This window comes from Dethiosulfatarculus sandiegensis (assembly GCF_000931935.2).
Lineage (GTDB): Bacteria > Desulfobacterota > Desulfarculia > Desulfarculales > Desulfarculaceae > Dethiosulfatarculus > Dethiosulfatarculus sandiegensis.
Genome location: NZ_AZAC01000004.1, coordinates 15,004 through 31,118 on the forward strand (window position 1 = coordinate 15,004; position 16,115 = coordinate 31,118).

General features: G+C 54.5%; 15 protein-coding genes. 8 read left to right on the top strand and 7 right to left on the bottom strand.

The window, feature by feature from the left end:
- Nucleotides 1-81 precede the first annotated feature (81 nt).
- From X474_RS04160 to X474_RS04190, 7 genes are all read right to left on the bottom strand, one after another.
- Nucleotides 82-555 (bottom strand): chemotaxis protein CheX, encoded by a 474-nt coding sequence (locus X474_RS04160; RefSeq protein ID WP_156360615.1) that lies wholly within the window; start codon nucleotides 553-555, stop codon nucleotides 82-84.
- Complete coding sequence (locus tag X474_RS04165) at nucleotides 512-931, bottom strand: response regulator (protein WP_044346976.1); 420 nt, start codon at nucleotides 929-931, stop codon at nucleotides 512-514. Before X474_RS04165 ends, X474_RS04160 begins: the two co-directional genes overlap by 44 nt.
- A gap of 21 nt (nucleotides 932-952) precedes the next feature.
- Nucleotides 953-1,804: an HDOD domain-containing protein gene (locus X474_RS04170; RefSeq protein ID WP_044346977.1), complete on the bottom strand. Its 852-nt coding sequence runs from the start codon at nucleotides 1,802-1,804 to the stop codon at nucleotides 953-955.
- Complete coding sequence (locus X474_RS04175; RefSeq protein ID WP_044346978.1) at nucleotides 1,801-2,286, bottom strand: chemotaxis protein CheD; 486 nt, start codon at nucleotides 2,284-2,286, stop codon at nucleotides 1,801-1,803. The genes X474_RS04170 and X474_RS04175 overlap by 4 nt, the downstream gene beginning before the upstream one ends.
- Before the next feature lie 2 nt (nucleotides 2,287-2,288).
- Nucleotides 2,289-3,170, bottom strand: coding sequence for a CheR family methyltransferase (locus X474_RS04180; protein WP_156360616.1), 882 nt, complete (start codon nucleotides 3,168-3,170; stop codon nucleotides 2,289-2,291).
- Nucleotides 3,171-3,474: 304 nt separating this feature from the next.
- The gene (locus tag X474_RS04185) at nucleotides 3,475-5,739 is read right to left on the bottom strand and encodes a chemotaxis protein CheA (protein ID WP_044346980.1); all 2,265 of its coding nucleotides are present in this window, start codon (nucleotides 5,737-5,739) and stop codon (nucleotides 3,475-3,477) included.
- A gap of 403 nt (nucleotides 5,740-6,142) precedes the next feature.
- On the bottom strand, nucleotides 6,143-6,430 hold the full coding sequence (locus X474_RS04190) for an HU family DNA-binding protein (protein ID WP_052514851.1): 288 nt from the start codon (nucleotides 6,428-6,430) through the stop codon (nucleotides 6,143-6,145).
- A 585-nt stretch (nucleotides 6,431-7,015) separates the two neighbouring features.
- Between X474_RS04190 and mraZ the strand changes: the two genes are divergently transcribed.
- From mraZ to murD, 8 genes are read left to right on the top strand one after another with little or no spacing between them, the layout of a single operon-like run.
- Nucleotides 7,016-7,456 carry a division/cell wall cluster transcriptional repressor MraZ gene (gene mraZ / locus X474_RS04195; protein WP_044346981.1) on the top strand — a complete coding sequence of 147 codons (441 nt, stop codon included), beginning with the start codon at nucleotides 7,016-7,018 and terminating at the stop codon, nucleotides 7,454-7,456.
- A 10-nt stretch (nucleotides 7,457-7,466) separates the two neighbouring features.
- The gene (gene rsmH / locus X474_RS04200) at nucleotides 7,467-8,408 is read left to right on the top strand and encodes a 16S rRNA (cytosine(1402)-N(4))-methyltransferase RsmH (RefSeq protein ID WP_044346982.1); all 942 of its coding nucleotides are present in this window, start codon (nucleotides 7,467-7,469) and stop codon (nucleotides 8,406-8,408) included.
- Nucleotides 8,405-8,725, top strand: coding sequence for a cell division protein FtsL (locus X474_RS04205; RefSeq protein ID WP_044346983.1), 321 nt, complete (start codon nucleotides 8,405-8,407; stop codon nucleotides 8,723-8,725). Before rsmH ends, X474_RS04205 begins: the two co-directional genes overlap by 4 nt.
- Nucleotides 8,722-10,704, top strand: a complete 1,983-nt coding sequence (locus X474_RS04210; protein ID WP_044346984.1) for a penicillin-binding protein — start codon at nucleotides 8,722-8,724, stop codon at nucleotides 10,702-10,704. Before X474_RS04205 ends, X474_RS04210 begins: the two co-directional genes overlap by 4 nt.
- Entirely contained in the window at nucleotides 10,704-12,251 is a 1,548-nt protein-coding gene (locus tag X474_RS04215; protein WP_044346985.1) for a UDP-N-acetylmuramoyl-L-alanyl-D-glutamate--2,6-diaminopimelate ligase, read from the top strand. Before X474_RS04210 ends, X474_RS04215 begins: the two co-directional genes overlap by 1 nt.
- Nucleotides 12,244-13,638 carry a UDP-N-acetylmuramoyl-tripeptide--D-alanyl-D-alanine ligase gene (locus X474_RS04220; protein ID WP_044346986.1) on the top strand — a complete coding sequence of 465 codons (1,395 nt, stop codon included), beginning with the start codon at nucleotides 12,244-12,246 and terminating at the stop codon, nucleotides 13,636-13,638. Before X474_RS04215 ends, X474_RS04220 begins: the two co-directional genes overlap by 8 nt.
- Nucleotides 13,638-14,720 carry a phospho-N-acetylmuramoyl-pentapeptide-transferase gene (gene mraY, locus X474_RS04225; protein WP_044346987.1) on the top strand — a complete coding sequence of 361 codons (1,083 nt, stop codon included), beginning with the start codon at nucleotides 13,638-13,640 and terminating at the stop codon, nucleotides 14,718-14,720. The genes X474_RS04220 and mraY overlap by 1 nt, the downstream gene beginning before the upstream one ends.
- A gap of 5 nt (nucleotides 14,721-14,725) precedes the next feature.
- Nucleotides 14,726-16,075 carry a UDP-N-acetylmuramoyl-L-alanine--D-glutamate ligase gene (gene murD / locus X474_RS04230; RefSeq protein ID WP_044346988.1) on the top strand — a complete coding sequence of 450 codons (1,350 nt, stop codon included), beginning with the start codon at nucleotides 14,726-14,728 and terminating at the stop codon, nucleotides 16,073-16,075.
- Nucleotides 16,076-16,115 lie beyond the last annotated feature (40 nt).

Genomic DNA, 16,115 nt, shown 5'->3' on the forward strand with positions numbered 1-16,115 from the left:
CAGCACTCACCCTGGGCAAAATCAGATTTTTCTATATATCGTCTTTTATGCTCAAGAAGGGGTTGAAAAGTTTTGCAATTTTTATTTTCGGTGCAACCGCCAGCCGCAGATAAACGGGTATTCCTCCAAGTCATAGAAAAGGTGCTCTTGGGCCTGGGCAAAAGCCGGCCCCAGGTCTTCGGCCGGGACGTGGGAGGAGTCAGGCAGCCCCATTTGCCACTCGCCCTTGGGGTCTATGGCTGTCAGCACGCTGCCCACAACAATATTCAACATCTCGCCATAGGCGTCCATCATGTCCGAGTCTTCCACCTCCTCGGGCTCGCAGGAAAGGATGTTGGCCGAAAGTATTCTGGCCAGCTCAGCCGGGCCCCAGGCCCATATTTTTATGGTAATGGAATCGCGGTTGGCGCTTAAGTTGCTCTGAAACCAGGATCCCTTGAAATCATCGCCGCGCTCATCCAACAGATCCGGCATCTCCTCAGGCACCATGAAATACATGGTGCTGAAGGCTTCAGAAATCGAGTCCTTCAGGACTTTCCTCCATTGCACTTCCATCAGGTTCTCCCACAAACAGGCTCAGAATTTTTCGTAGACCCTCGGGCTGGAAAGGCTTGACCACATATCCCCTGGCCCCCAGGGCCAGGGCTTCGCGCAGCCTTTCCTTGCGGCCCTCGGTTGTAACCAATATGAAGCAGCGCGGGGTCAGACCTTCTGCCTGTAATGCATTTAAAAGTTCCAGTCCGTTCATGTTGGGCATATGAAGGTCGCTTAAAACCACGTCCACTTCATTATTGCGCAGGATTTCCAGCGCCTCCAATCCGTCGGCACCCTCATAGCAGGTCTGCACCGGAAAACCGGCCGCTTTCAAGGTTTTCTTGATCACGGCCCGCATGGCCTTGGAGTCATCCACCACCAATACCCTTAAAGACATCACTTTCACCCCTTGAGCCGGCTAGTTAGCCATGCTCAACAATTCTTCTGCTTTTTCTCCGATATCCTTCACCGCCAAGAGGTGATCATCAAGATCACGCGCCTTTAAACCCAGCTCGTCCATCAGTGCCTGAGGCATCCGGACCGCGAGCCCCTGTGCTCCGCCGCCAATGCCCATGCTAAGGACCACAAGATTGGCCAAGTTTACCAGGGCCACCAGTTTGCGGTCTTTATTGGTCTGGCTGAAATCATGGTGATAGGCAATGGCCCGAATTATAGGCTCGGGAAAGTTCCAGCTGCGCACCACCTTGGCCCCCAACAGGGCGTGGTCCACTCCCAGCACCTTTCTTTCCGCTTCCGGAAAGCTCATGCCTTCTTCCTTAACCAGCCTTAAGATTTCTTTAAACTCTTCCTCCACAAACTCGCTTAAAATGAGTTTCCCCACATCATGTAAAAGCCCGGCGGTAAACAGGGTGGAAAGGTCTTTGTATCCGTACTGTTTGCCCATTTCCTGGGCCAGGAGCGCCACAGCCACACTGTGCCGCCAAAGTTCTCCACCTTTGAGTCGGTAGCCTGTCTGGTCATTTTTATAATAGGAGACCACCTCGCTGGTTAAGATGATGTCAACCACCTTGTTGACTCCCAGATAGGTCATGGCCTGCTGTAAGGAAGAGACCTTTCTGGTTAATCCGTAATAAGGCGAGTTGCACACCTTAAGCACGTGGGCGGTAATGCCCGGGTCCACCCGGACCACCTCCACCAACTCCTCAAATGAAAATTCCGGATCATTTACCAGGCTCAGAACTTGCTGCAACACAGCGGGTACACCCGGTAGATGATCCACCTGTTTCAGTATTCGTTTGATCAGGCTCACAATGCCTTGACCTCCATGCCGTTTGTCTTGACCCACACCTGGCCCGTGGCTACGTCAATCCCCACAGTGCGGTTGACATTGCCTCCAATATCCTCTGCATCCACCAGTACGTTGTTGCGCCAGAAAATTTTGCGCACCGCTGTGTAGTTGCGCTTGCCGATATTGAAATGGCCAGTTGCGTCCATGACTTGGCTGCCCCCCACCAAGACAACCCGCATGCGACCTTTTTTTGCCCCCAGGGCATAGGCCGATCGAAAAAGGATGGGGAGGCCCGTATCTGCGAAGACCGCCGGTTGTTTGGTGGCCCTTTCCAGGTTAAGGTTTGAATCCGGCAGCATGATATGCAACAGCCCTCCAACCTTTACCCTTGGGTCATACAAAACCACCCCGATGCATGAGCCCAGGGAGAATGTAACTATCTCCTTGCTGGTATCATCGGAGACAGCCACGTCTCCCACGCCTACGGTGATTCTTGGTTTCAAGCTCAGACCTCTCTACGATACACGGCAGGTCGCACGAACTTAAGTTTGTGCTCAATTCCAGTAAGGCTTTCCGAGTGCCCCACAAACAAATAGCCGCCGGGGACCAGGCATTCGCCGAATTTGCCCACCAGCTTTTCTCTTGTGGGCTTATCAAAGTATATCATTACATTTCGGCAAAATATCACATGAAATGGTTTTTCAAAGGTAAATGGCTCCATAAGATTGATGCGTTTGAACTCAACCAGGGACCTGACCTGGGGCCGGACCCTGCCGTGACCTTCCCAGCGATTGACCCCCCTTTGAAAGTAAGTGCGCAATATCGGCCTGGGGATCGGCACCAGTCTCTCCAGGGCGTAGACCCCGTTTTTGCCGTGGGAGAGCACTTTGGTGCTTATGTCCGAGGCCAGAATCTCGGCCCCCCTGTCTCTCCAGAGTGATTGGTTTTCCAAAAGTACAATACCCAAGGTATAAGGCTCTTCACCGGTGGAGCAGGCCGCAGACCAGATTCGCAGGGGTTCGTTTGGCCCGCAGAGCTTTTTCAAGTTGGGCAGGATGTCCCCGGCTAGGAAGTCAAAGTGTTGGTTTTCGCGGAAAAAGTCTGTTTTATTCGTGGTAATGCAATCTAAAAATGAAATCAGTTCAGAGCCGTCTGCATCTTGCTGCAGATAATTCATATATGCTCTTACATCTGAAATCCCGGTGGCCCTGAGCCTTTTCACCAGTCTGGCTTTTAAGAGTTCTTTCTTGCTGGTGCCCAGGTTTATGCCGCAAAGGGAATAGACCAGACTGGCCAGTTTGGTGTACTGGGCGTCTGAGATTGCAATTCCCCCGGAGGCTTGGCCGGGTTGGATTTGATCTTTGCGTCTTGTCTTTTTGGCCAACATGCGAATCAATCAAAACAAAATGGTATTTTATTGTAACTAATCCCCCCTAAGATATCTGATATCTAGAAGAGCCCTCGCAGGTTTCAGGGGACTATCCATATAAACTTATAATAAATTTTGCCAGAGTCAGCCCTAAAAAGCATGTAATAAAACAAAAGAATTCAAGCAAGAAGAGATGCGCCGCAAAAGGCGTGGCTGTCTGAGGGTGCACCTCTCCTGAAAGGTGGAGAGGTTTTCCCTTGTCCGTTTTGATGAACCGTATGATTGCGCGAAAGAGAATGGACCTCTTCGCGGTAATATTGGTCTATTTGTCCTGGTGCTTGAAGATGCCTTCAACATCTAAGATCAGCCCCACTCGGCCGTCGCCCATAATGGCGCCTCCGGCCAGAACCTTTACCTTTTTAAGGCTGTGCCCCAGGGATTTGATCACCACCTCCTGCCTGCCCACCAGTCGGTCCACCAAAAGGCAACGCTGTTGGCCATGGTGCTCTATAACCACCACCAGGGCTTCCCAGGGTTCTCTCTTCTCAGGGTCCACCTGCACCACTTCGTAAAGGCGGATCAGGGGGATAAGGCTGCCCCTGATCATGATCATCTCACCTCTCCCCTGTACAGTGGAGTATTCCTCTTTTTTGGGGCGTAGAGACTCGGCCACCGATATGGTCGGCAGGATATAGCGTTCCTGCCCCACCTCAACCACCATGCCGTCAATAATGGCCAGGGTGAGGGGAAGGGCGATGGTAAAGGTGGTCCCCTCACCGGGTTCGCTTACGATATTCACCTTGCCCCTGAGCTCGTCAATGGTTTTTTGCACCACATCCATGCCCACGCCTCGGCCTGAGATCTCGGTAACCACCTGGGCGGTGGAGAATCCGGGCTGGAAGATGAGTTTGAAAACCTCCTCGTCGTTTAATCCGTCGGCCTCGGTGATGATTCCGTTCTCCAGGGCCTTGGCCAGGATTTTTTCCCTATCCAGACCCCTGCCGTCGTCTTTGATCTCAACACAGACGTTGCCGCCCTGGTGATAGGCGGAAAGGATAACCGTGCCGGTTTCGGGCTTGCCGGCCTTGAGCCGCTCGTCCGGGGTCTCAATGCCGTGGTCAACCGAGTTTCGCACCATGTGCATCAAGGGGTCGTAGAATTTTTCCACCATGTTGCGGTCTATCTCGGTGGATTCGCCCTGAAGTTTGAGCTCTATTTTTTTCTGGGCCTTCTGCGAGGTGTCTCTCACCACGCGCACCATTTTCTGGAAAGTCTGCTTGATCGGAACCATGCGCATGGACATGGTGCTTTTCTGCAGTTCGGAGGTGATGCGGCCCAGCTGGGAGAGATCCCGGGAGAGTTTGCGGTCTTTCAGCTTTTGGATATTGGGATTGGCCTGGACCATGCTTTGGGAGATGACCAGCTCTCCCACCATATCGAGAAGGTTGTCAAGCTTGGCAGTGTCGATCTTGACTGACTGGGCCGTGGGTTTGAGCGTGGTGGCCTGGGTTTTTTGAGTGCTTATGGCCCTGGCCACTTGCGACGGTTGGACAGCTCCCTGTTTGACCAAAAGTTCGCCCAAGGGGCGGTGCGGCGGATTTTTCTGGGTTTCAAGGGCTTGGTCCACCGCGTTTTTTTCCACTATCCCGGTTTCCACCAGTATCTCGCCCAGGGGCTTGCCCGGTGCCTCCTGTGTGGCTTCCCCGCCTGACAGCAGGTCTTCCACTCTTTTAAGCAGAGAAGATATGTCGAACAAGGTGCGCGGCCTTTTGGCCAGTGCTGCATCCTGGGCCTCGGTGATCATCTGACGCAGCATGTCCACCCCGGCCAGGATAAGGTCTATGGCCGCACTTTCGATAATGAGAGCACCGCTCCTGGCCTGGTCCAGGACGTTTTCCAGGGCGTGGGCCAGTTTGTTGATGTCCCCCAAATTTAGAAAGCCGCTGACACCTTTGATGGTGTGAAAGGGGCGGAAAACAGCGTTCAAGGTTTCCTGGTCCTCGGGAGTGTCTTCCAGAACCAGGGCGTTGATCTCTATGGATTCCAGGTGTTCCAGAGCCTCGGTGACAAATCCTTCCAAGAGCTCCAGATCCTCGGCCGCATATACTTCATCAGCCACTCCCGCAGCCGCGGGCGGGCCTTCCGGCGCTTCGGGCTCCGGAGTCGGCGCAGGCGGTTCCTCGGCCTGTTCTGCGGGCTTTTCCGGCGCGGCTTCATCTGAAACCTGTGCCTGATCCTGGGGCTCTGCCTCTTTGGTCATGCCTTTTTCCGCTAAAAAGGCATGGACGTCTTCCTTGCCTGCGTCGTTTCTGAGAAAAGCCTGCCCCAGGCTGACTCCGGCCGTGATAGTGGAAACACCTTTATCCTGATCAGGGACTTCTCCCAGAATCATGCCTTCCATTAATTCCTTTAGTGATGAAGCCAGATCAGTAAGGCAGGGCTCTGTAGCTCCGTCGGCCACTACGGCCAGCTGCTCGAGGCTGGAGAGTATTTCTCCGTAGGACATCAGGTCACCCGGTTCAAGCACCACGACCTGGGAGGCTAGTTGGTCAAGGATGGAATCGATTACTGCTTTCTGGTCGCTCATGGCATCTATTCCTCTCAGCCCCTTGCTGTCTTGAAATATCTTTTCGGGTTTTTGGGTGCGTTTTTTGCAAGTAAAAACACACTACTGCCAAAAGGTGTTATTTATCTTCTAAATTAACACGTACCTGATATCAGGTCATATCTTTTTAATTAACGGGACCTTGATCGCAGGAGCATTTTAAATAATACCTTTGATTGGTGCGGAAAACCAATCCCTCCGGGATAAATCCCCGGCAGGCAAGCGGAATAATGGAGTCGAACGGATGCGGTAAAATGAGCGGCAAAAAGGCTTTAGTCGACTAAAAGGCCGTCTCAAGCGGGGGAGCCGGTCCTTAAACTGTGATCAATAGTTTTATATGCGCACCGGGGAAAGGCTTTTCGTGAGCCTTCCCCGGCTCCGGGCCTCAGTTGAGCATGTCTTTTACAACAGAGCTCATCTTGAAGGCCATACGCTTCTGGGCCTTGATGTCGATGGGTTCGCCGGTCGCAGGGTTCACGCCTTTGCGAGCCTTGGATTCTCTCATCACAAAAGTGCCCAGGCCGGCGACACGAAAAGGACGGTCGGCCTTGACTTCCTCGCGGCACATTTCAATGAAGGCCTCCAACGCGGCTTTGGCTGCTGCCTTGGAAATGCTGGCATCATTGGCGATTCGATCAATCATTTCAGCTTTGGTCATTGGTTTGTCCGCCATGTTTACTCCTTAGAAGGATTTCACCTGACTAAATGGTCTGTAAGCCCATGAGGCCGCTATTGGCAGGGCCCCCTCTCTGTAAACGACTTCCCCTAGAAAAGGCGGGGGTCGATAACTACCCCGTACAGCAAGTGGCCGGCACAGAGCCGGCCACAACTGCGAGGAGCTACGATTGGAAGCATAACACCAGCTTCTGGAAAGCGTCAACCTGACTTTTCCTTTTTTTTCAGGGTGATCCAAAAGAAAAGTGCTTTTTCTTCTCTTTTTTACCCAAACTTGGAGTGAAGCCTTTCCCCACCTGACGCCACACATAAATTGGGAAATTATGCGTATTTTGAGAGGCCTTTGAACGGATTTTTGAGGAAAAGTTATTTTTTTAAACAGGTTACGAGAAAAATGAAATAAAAAATTTTAATTATTATAAAGTACGGGTGAATACTAGTAATGTTTCGCGATTTCAAGGGGATGCTGCCGAATTTTCCTTGTTTTCTTCTTGACATGCACAACATTTGCCCCCTATAGTAGGGAGCAGTGGTAGATTGTGGTGAATTGTGGGGTAGAATATTTAGGAGATGGTCAACAAAATTGTTCGGAGGTTGGTCCATACATAACCTTGACTCCAAGGGGCGCCTGGCCATTCCGGCCAAGTTCCGGAGTATCCTGAATCAACAAGGCAGTCAGGGGATTTATGTCACCACCTCCACCAAGTGCCTGGTCTGCTACCCGGATCAGGAATGGAGCGTGCTGACCGATAAGGTCAGCAAATTGCCGTTGCTTGATAAAAAAGCACAAGCCTTTCGTAGATATTTTATCAGCGGAGCCACGCCTTGCATATTGGATAAGCAGGGAAGGATTCTGATTCCGCCGGTTTTGCGCGACATGGCCGGCCTTGACGGCCAGGTTCTCTTAGCCGGGATGCAAAAGACGTTTGAGATTTGGGATAAGGACCTCTTCTACGAAGAGCGGCGTAAGATAGCCGAGGAATTTGACGACCTGAGCACCGCCATGGCGGAGTTGGGAATCTAGGGTGTGGGAGATGCATCGGCCAGTGATGCTGGCTGAGGTGTTGGAGGCTTTCAGACCTCTTTCGGACGGTTTGATTGTTGACTGCACCCTGGGCGCGGCTGGTCATTCAAGAGAAATATTGGAGGCAGGCACAGAGAACCTCAGGCTTCTGGGCTTGGACCGGGATAAAAGCGCCCTTTTGTTGGCGCAAAAGACCCTGGCTCCCTTTAAGGATAGGGTCCAACTGGTCAACACCACCTTCGATCATATAGATGAGCATGTTTTCTCCGTCGATCCCAAGGGGGCGGCGGGAATCCTGATGGATCTGGGTGTGAGTTCCATGCAGTTCGACCAGGCCCAAAGGGGATTTTCCTTTCGATTTGACGGTCCTTTGGACATGCGGATGGGATCGGTTGGACAAACCTGCGCCGAGTGGCTGGCCGAGGTCGAGGAAGCTGAGCTGGCCCGGGTGATCAAGACCCTGGGTGAAGAGCCCCTTGCCAGGCGCATTGCCAAGGCGGTGGTTAAAAAAAGGCAGATTACGGCTTTCACCACCACCGGCCAATTGGCCGAGACAGTGGAAGAGGCCTATCCGGCTGCAGCCAGACGGAAAAGCAAGCTGAACCCCGCAACCAAGACCTTTATGGCTCTGCGCCTTTTGATAAACGATGAGCTGGGTCAGCTGGAACGTTTTTTGGAAAAAGCGCCCTCATGCCTAAGGCCCAAAGGCAGGCTGGTTGTCATCAGTTATCACTCGCTGGAGGATCGGCGGGTGAAAAAGGCCATGCAGAGATGGGCGAATCCCTGCACCTGCCCCACTGATCTTCCTGTCTGTGTATGCGGTAAAAAGCCGTTGGTTGTCTTGCCCCGGAAAAAATCCATGAGCCCGGGAGACCGTGAGGTAGAGGAGAATCCCAGGGCAAGATCAGCCCGTATGAGAATAGCCATACGCACCGAGGTACCGGCGATATGAGCATCAGCGCCAGGGTGGCCAACAAGCGAAAGGTCAAGGAGAAAAAGAACCAGCCAGGGGTTCGTTTGTTCTCCGTGATCCTTTTGGTGGTGGTGGCCACCTGTGCCGCCATGTTCTATGCCGCCATCAGGGAAGAGACCCGGCGCATGCGTTATCAGGCCAGCCGGGCCCTGGAAGCCCAAAAAGACCTCAGGGAGTCCACCAGGCGTCTGAGGGTGGAGCTGAACCACTTGAAATCCCCGGCGCGTCTGGAAAAGGAAGCAGTGCGCCTGGGGTTGGTCCGGGTTCAACCCGAGCAGATCAGAGAGTTGCCATGATCCACCGGGGAGATTTGAAAAACAGGCGCTGGATCCGCATCCGCTTGCAGGCGGTTGGGGTGTTTTTCGTGCTTGTTTGCCTGGTGTTGTGGGGCCGCGCCGCCTATCTGCAGCTTTTTGAGCACGATCACCTTACCAGCCTGGCCGGTCGCGAACTTATGAAGCGTATAAAGATGCACCCCAGAAGGGGGATCATCTTTGATCGCAATCAGGACGAACTTGCGGTAAGTGTTGATACGGATTCGGTTTTTGCCTGTCCGGTAAGGATAAAGACCCCCAAGGCCACAGGCCGCGCCCTGGCAGGGGCGCTTCAATTGTCCAAGGCAAGGGTGGTGAAGGCCCTTTCCGGGGAAAAGCGTTTTGTCTGGATAGCCCGCCGCATAAGCCCCCAAAAAGCGGCCAAGGTGAAGAGTCTGAATCTAAAGGGTGTGGGGATATTAAAAGAGCCCAAGAGGATTTATCCCTTCACTTCCCTGGCCAGCCATGTGCTGGGTTTTGCCGGAGATGAGGCCAAGGGGCTGGAGGGTCTGGAAAAAAGTTACGACAAGGTTCTGCGCGGTCAGGGCCATACAATAATCAGTCAAAGGGACGCCTTGGGCCGCACCATACACCTGACCCAAGAGGCCTTTACCATGCTGCCCGAGGGCGATCACCTGGTTCTCACCCTGGATAAGGGATTGCAGTATCAGGTGGAAAAAATTTTGGCTGAAACAATTGAGCAAAGAAAAGCCAAATCAGGCCAGGCCATAGTTGTGGTGCCCCAGACCGGGGAAATTCTGGCCATGGCCTCGTGGCCCACTTTTAATCCCAATGTCTTTGGCCGCTACTCCCGCTCCCAATACCGCAACCGGCTGGTGGAGGATGTCTTTGAACCCGGTTCCACATTCAAGCTCTTTGTGGCTGCCGGGGCGCTGCAAAGCGGCAAGGTTTTGGATGGCCAGCTTATTGATTGTGAAGAGGGCAAATGGAAGGTGGGCGGAAAGGTCATCCATGACACCCACCCCCATGGAGAGTTGGACCTGGCAGGCATTGTGAAGGTCTCCTCCAATATTGGAATAGCCAAGGTGGGATTTATCGTGGGAGCCGAGGCCCTGTCCGAGTCCATAAAGTCCTTTGGATTTGCCCAAAGGACAGGAGTTGATCTGCCCGGCGAGAGTTCGGGTATTTTGCGCTCTTACAAGTCTTGGAGACCCGTGGATCTGGCCAATATCTGCTTTGGTCAGGGCGTGGCCATAACCACGATCCAGCTTGCTCAGGCAGTGGCCGCCATTGCCAACGGCGGGGTCTTGATGAAACCCTATGTGGTCAAGGCCGAACTGGATCACGACATGCGCATCAAAAGGGAGGTTAACCCCCAGGTGGTGCGTAGAGTCTTGAGCGAAGGGGTGGCCAGGCGGCTGACAAAAATTATGATGGCCGTCACCGAAGAAGGCGGCACCGCCCAAAGGGTGAGGGTGGAGCCTTTTGATGTGGCGGGCAAGACGGGCACCGCCCAAAAGGTCAAGCCCGGCGGAGGTTACTCACACAGAGATTATATAGCCAGTTTTGTGGGTTTTTTGCCGGCCCTGGATCCCCAGGTGGTGGTTTGTGTGGTTATTGATACGCCTAAAAAAGGGTACTACGGTTCAACCGTCGCCGGTCCGGCTTTTGTGAAAATCGCCAGGGCGGCCCTGAATTCCCTGGGCGTAACCTGGCCCGGCCCTGGTAAGGCCACCGGGAAAAATTCCGGCGTGTTGACCAAGGCCAATCAGTTTACAGAGCCTGTATCCAAAGAAGAGCTGGAAAAATCTTTGGGTGTTGGAGTTACTCCGGATTTTAGAGGACATACTCTGCGTTCAGTGCTTGCCCTGGCCGCTGAAAACGGAATCAAGGTCAAGGTCGGCGGTTGGGGCAGAGTGGTTTCCCAATACCCCCAGGTGGGCGATCCGGTTGCCACGGAACTGGAACTAACCCTGAAGCCGGTGGGGGAAGGTGCTTAATGAAATTCAGTGAACTTATAAAAGAATTAGACCCCGTCCAAATCATCGGCGCCGCACCGGACCTTGAGGTCAAGGGCTTGGCCTATGATTCCAGAAAGGTGGGTCCCGGTTATATATTTGTGGCTTTAAAAGGGCTTGCCGCAGACGGTCACGCATTTTTGGCTCAGGCGGCCAAGGCCGGAAGCCCGGTTGTGGTGGTGGAGACCGAAGATCCCTCCCTGGCGGATCTTTGCCAGGTGGTGGTTCCGGACACCCGTGCGGCCCTTTCCAGGCTGGCCCATGTTTTTTACCAGAGGCCCAGCCGTGATATGCGCACCGTGGGAATTACCGGAACCAACGGCAAGACAACCGTCAGCTACCTGGTTGAAAGCGTGTTGGCCCAGCAGGGGCCAGTGGGAGTGATCGGAACCGTGGACTTGAGGTGGCCTGGGCACAGAGAGCCTGCCGCCATGACCACGCCCGAATCCCTGGATATCCACGCCGCCCTGGCCCAGATGCGGGCGGACCGGGCGGACCAGGCGGTGCTTGAGGTCTCAAGTCATGCCCTGGCCCAGAAAAGGGCTGACAATGTTGCCTTGGACGCCGCGGTATTCACCAACTTAAGCCGTGACCACCTGGATTATCACAAGGATATGGAAGATTACTTCCAGTCCAAAAAACGACTTTTCACCGAGCTTTTACCCAAGTGGAAAAAAACCGGTAAAAAGGGCCTGGCCGTAGTCTTTAATGATGACGCCAGGGGGGCGGGCCTGGCTGCCGAGACCCGCGCCCTGGGGGTGGAAACCCTGACCTACGGGCTTGATTCAGAGGCTGATATCAGACCGGTTGACCTGGAACTGACCATAGAGGGAATAAAACTCACGGTTAAAAGCCCCATGGGGGTTTTTATGGTCAATTCTCCCCTGGTGGGGCGTTTTAATGCCGCCAACCTGCTCGCCGGGGCCGCTGTGGGATTGGGGCTGGGAATGGAACCCGCCTTGGTGGCTCAGGGTCTTTGCAGTTTAAAAGGAGTGCCGGGCCGCCTGGAAAAGGTGGGCGTCTCCAGCCAAGGGCCTTTGGTGTTTGTGGACTATTGCCATACAGACGATGCCCTGCGCCAGGCCTTGAGTGTGCTGAGGCCCCTTTGCCCCGGCAGGCTGATCTGCGTATTTGGCGCTGGCGGAGACAGGGACCACGGCAAGCGTCCCCTTATGGGGCTGGCCGTGGCCCGGGGCGCTGATCTGGCCGTACTCACCAGCGATAACCCCCGCACCGAAGACCCCCTCTCCATCATGGAAATGATAGAGCCCGGGTTGGTTGAGGGAGGGGCGCTTAAGACCCTGGATCCGGCGAACGCCCAATCAGGGGCCTATGTAACCGAACCCGACCGGGCCAAGGCCATAGCCTTGGCCGTGAAATCGGCCGGTCCCGGAGATGTGATTCTCATAGGCGGCAAGGGCCACGAGGACTACCAGATAATAGGTCGTGAAAAGAGGCATTTTGATGACCGTCAGGAGGCTGCCAGAGCCTTGGGCCTGGTTTGGCCAAAGGAGGCGGCAAATGCCTGAACTCAATTTTGATTTCGTTAAAAACGCCCTTAGGGCCGAGGTGCGGGGAAAGTTATCGGAAAAAGCCTTTTCCAAGGTCTCCACAGATACCCGCGATCTGCCCCAGGGCTCTTTGTTTGTTGCGCTTAAGGGCGAGAACTTCGATGCCCATGATTTTGTGGCCGATGCCTTGAAAAAAGGTGCGGCCGCCTGCGTGGTGCGAAAAGGTTTTGAGCTGCCGGATAATCCGGATGCATGCCTTTTCCAGGTTCCGGACACCCTGTTTGCCCTGGGTGAGCTGGCCACGGCCTGGAGGAGTCGGTTTTCCCTGCCGGTTGCCGCGGTCACCGGATCAAACGGTAAAACCACCAGTAAGGAAATGTTGGCCTCTATCCTCTCTTCCAGGTCGGAGGTGCTGAAGAATAAAGGAAATTTTAATAATTTAATTGGCTTGCCCCTGACTCTCCTGGGCCTTTCGCCTCTCCACAAAATTTGCGTGGTGGAGATGGGCATGAATGCGCCGGGCGAAATAAAAAGGCTTACTCAAATAGCCGTGCCGGACGTGGGGGTAATCACCAACGTGGGCGCGGCCCATCTGGGTCCCATGGGCTCACTTGAGGCAGTGGCCAAGGCCAAGGCCGAGCTCTTCGAAGGGCTGGGTGACCATGCCAGGGCAGTGGTGAATATAGATGATCCCCTGCTTGCGCCGTGGGCTGAAAAAATGGCTGATCGGGCCATTACCTTTGGCATGAGTGAAAAAGCTCAGGTAAGTTGCCGGGATATTTCGGCTTTAGGTACCAGGCAGGCCTTTAACCTGGTATTGCCGGAAGGAGTTTTGGAAAGGGTGCGCCTGGCCGCACCGGGTAGCCACAACGTGAAAAACGCGCTTGCCGCCGCAGCCACTGCCTGGGCCATGGGATTCTCCGCCGAGGAGATAAAAAAGGGTCTGGAGGGGTTTGCCCCGGTAAGAGGCAGGCTGCATTACCAAAAGTCCATGTGGGGCTATGCCGTGGTGGATGACACCTATAACGCCAATCCCTCTTCCCTGCAGGGTGGGTTGGAAGCGCTGGGACCCATAGCCTCGGGCAGGCCCAAGGGCTTGATTCTGGGCGATATGCTGGAGTTGGGGCCGGATGCCCCTCGTCTGCATGAAAAGGCCGGCCGCATGGCCGTGGAGGCGGGTTGCAATTTGGTCATGGCCCTGGGCGGGTTTGCCCCCCAGGTGGCGAAAGGCGCTCAAGAGGCTGGTCTTTCGCCAGATATGGCCCTGGCTTTTGATGATTTTATGGAACTGGTCGAGGCTTCGTTCGAGGTGCTCACCGGTGAAGAGGTCGTTTTGATAAAAGGTTCCCGGGCAATGCGCATGGAGCGCGTGGTCAAGGCCCTGGTGAGCGGAGAGATCTCCTAATGCTGTTTGAGTTGCTATACCCGTTGCGGGATATCTTCGCCGGGTTCAACGTTATACGTTACATAACTTTCCGCACCATCTGGGCTGCGCTCACCGCCCTGACCCTCTCCCTTTTGTTGGGCCCCTGGTTGATAAGGATGCTCAGGAAAATGCAGATGGGCCAGTACATAAGAGAGCTGGGCCCGAAAAGCCATCAGGCCAAGGCGGGCACCCCCACCATGGGCGGGCTTTTGATCATCTTCAGTGTGCTGGTCTCAAGCCTTTTATGGGGCAGGCTGGACAACTTTTTCTTTTGGCTGATCCTGGGCGCTACTTTGGCCTTTGGAGCCATTGGTTTTATTGACGATTTTATGAAAAAGGTCTCCCGCAAAAATGAGGGCGGCCTTTCATCCAAAGCCAAGTTCTTGCTTTTGAGTATGGTCTCACTGGCCATTGCCTTGGCTCTTTACTACCACCCGGGTTACAACACCCAGCTCTCGGTGCCTTTTTTCAAGCTGGTGGTCCCGGACCTGGGTTGGGGATACGTGGTCTTGGCCGTTTTTATCCTGGTTGGGGCCAGTAATGCGGTGAACCTGACCGACGGGCTCGACGGCCTGGCCGCAGGACCGGTCCTGGTGGCGGCAAGCACTTATCTGGTGCTTTCCTATCTGGCCGGAAACTACAAGGCCGCCACTTATTTGCAGATCTTTTTTGTGCCCGGCGTGGGTGAAGTAACGGTTTTCCTTGGCGCGGTGGTCGGCGCTGTAATGGGTTTTCTCTGGTACAACGCCCATCCGGCCGAGGTTTTTATGGGAGACACCGGCTCCTTGGCCCTGGGCGGCATGCTCGGCACCGCTGCCCTGGTTACCAAACATGAAATCCTGCTGGCCGTGGTCGGCGGCATTTTTGTGGTTGAGGCCCTGAGCGTGATTATCCAGGTGGGTTTTTTCAAGGTAAGCCATGGCAAAAGGTTTTTCCGCATGGCGCCCTTGCACCATCATTTTGAATTAAAGGGCTGGCCCGAGTCCAAGGTGATTGTGCGTTTCTGGATTGTAGCGGTGGTGTTGGCCCTGGCGGCCATATCCACCTTAAAGCTGAGGTAAGAGAAGTGGAGCTTAAGGAGAAGCGCGTATTGGTGGCGGGAGCCGGGGTGAGCGGCGTGGCCGCGGCCAGGCTCTGCCTGGGCCGGGGGGCCCGGGTTACGGTCACTGATCAGGGCGCGGGATCGGAAAAGGCCGGAGAGCTTAAGTCCTCCGGTGCAGAGCTGCACTTTGGCGGTTTCAGGGAAGATGATTTTACTTCCTGTGATTTACTGGTGCTTTCTCCGGGCATAGATCCCCGTTTGGATGAGGTCTGCGCGGCAAAGGCCAAGGGGATGCCTGTGTTGGGTGAAATGGAGCTTGGCTTCAGATTCCTTGAATCCCCTTGCGTCATGGTCACCGGCACCAACGGTAAAAGCACGGTAACCACCCTTATAGGCCTTTTGCTTGAGGCTGAAGGATTTGAGGTCTTTACCGGCGGCAATCTGGGCGAACCCCTTTGCAGCCTTATAAACTCGGGCCGCCGGGTTGACTGGGCGGTTCTGGAGGTCAGCTCCTTTCAGGCCGACACCGCCCCAACCATGGTTCCCAAGGTTGGGGTGCTGTTGAATATAAGCGAGGACCACCTGAACAGGTACCGGGATTTCACCGCTTATGCGGACAGCAAATTCAGCTTTTTTCTGCGCCAGGGCCCGGAGGATGTGGCCATCTTCAAGGCCGATGATAAGGAGATTTCAAAAAGGGTCCCCATGGCCAATGCCCAGATTCAATATTTCAGCGAGTCCGCTCTTTTAAGGCCGGGAGGCTGGCTGGAAGGGGATGACCTGGTCATATCGGCCAGGGATCAGGAACAGATGCGCGTCGACGCAAGCCAAACACCCTTGCAGGGAACCTTCAACCGGTTGAATCTGCTGGCGGCCTGTATGGCGGCCAAGGCCTGCAAGGTCGGGCCGAACGCCATGAATCGGGTGGTCAGGGAGTTTAAGGGCCTGCCCCACAGGGTTGAACTGGTGGGCGCCATTAATCAGGTGGATTATGTCAACGACAGCAAGGCCACCAATGTGGGGGCCGTACAGGCTGCCCTGGGGTCTTTAGATCGGGATTTGATTCTTCTTTTGGGAGGTAGGGATAAAAAAGGCGTCTTTGCTGACCTTGCCCCCTTTATGGGCCCCCGCCTCAAGGGGCTGATCTGTTTTGGCGAGGCCGGGCCCACAATTTGCGAACAGTTGCAGCCTTATATAAAGGGTCATCTGGTCGAAGACCTGGCCACGGCTTTTGAGCTTTCCAGAAGAATTGCCCGGCCCGGGGATATGGTGCTTTTTTCGCCCGGGTGCGCCAGTTTTGACGCTTACAAAAGTTATGGTCAAAGGGGGGATCATTTCAGATCCCTGGTTTTGGAGGCGCTTAGTGGGAACTGAGGCGGTGCGGTCCAACAAAAAAGACTACGCCTTCAGCCTC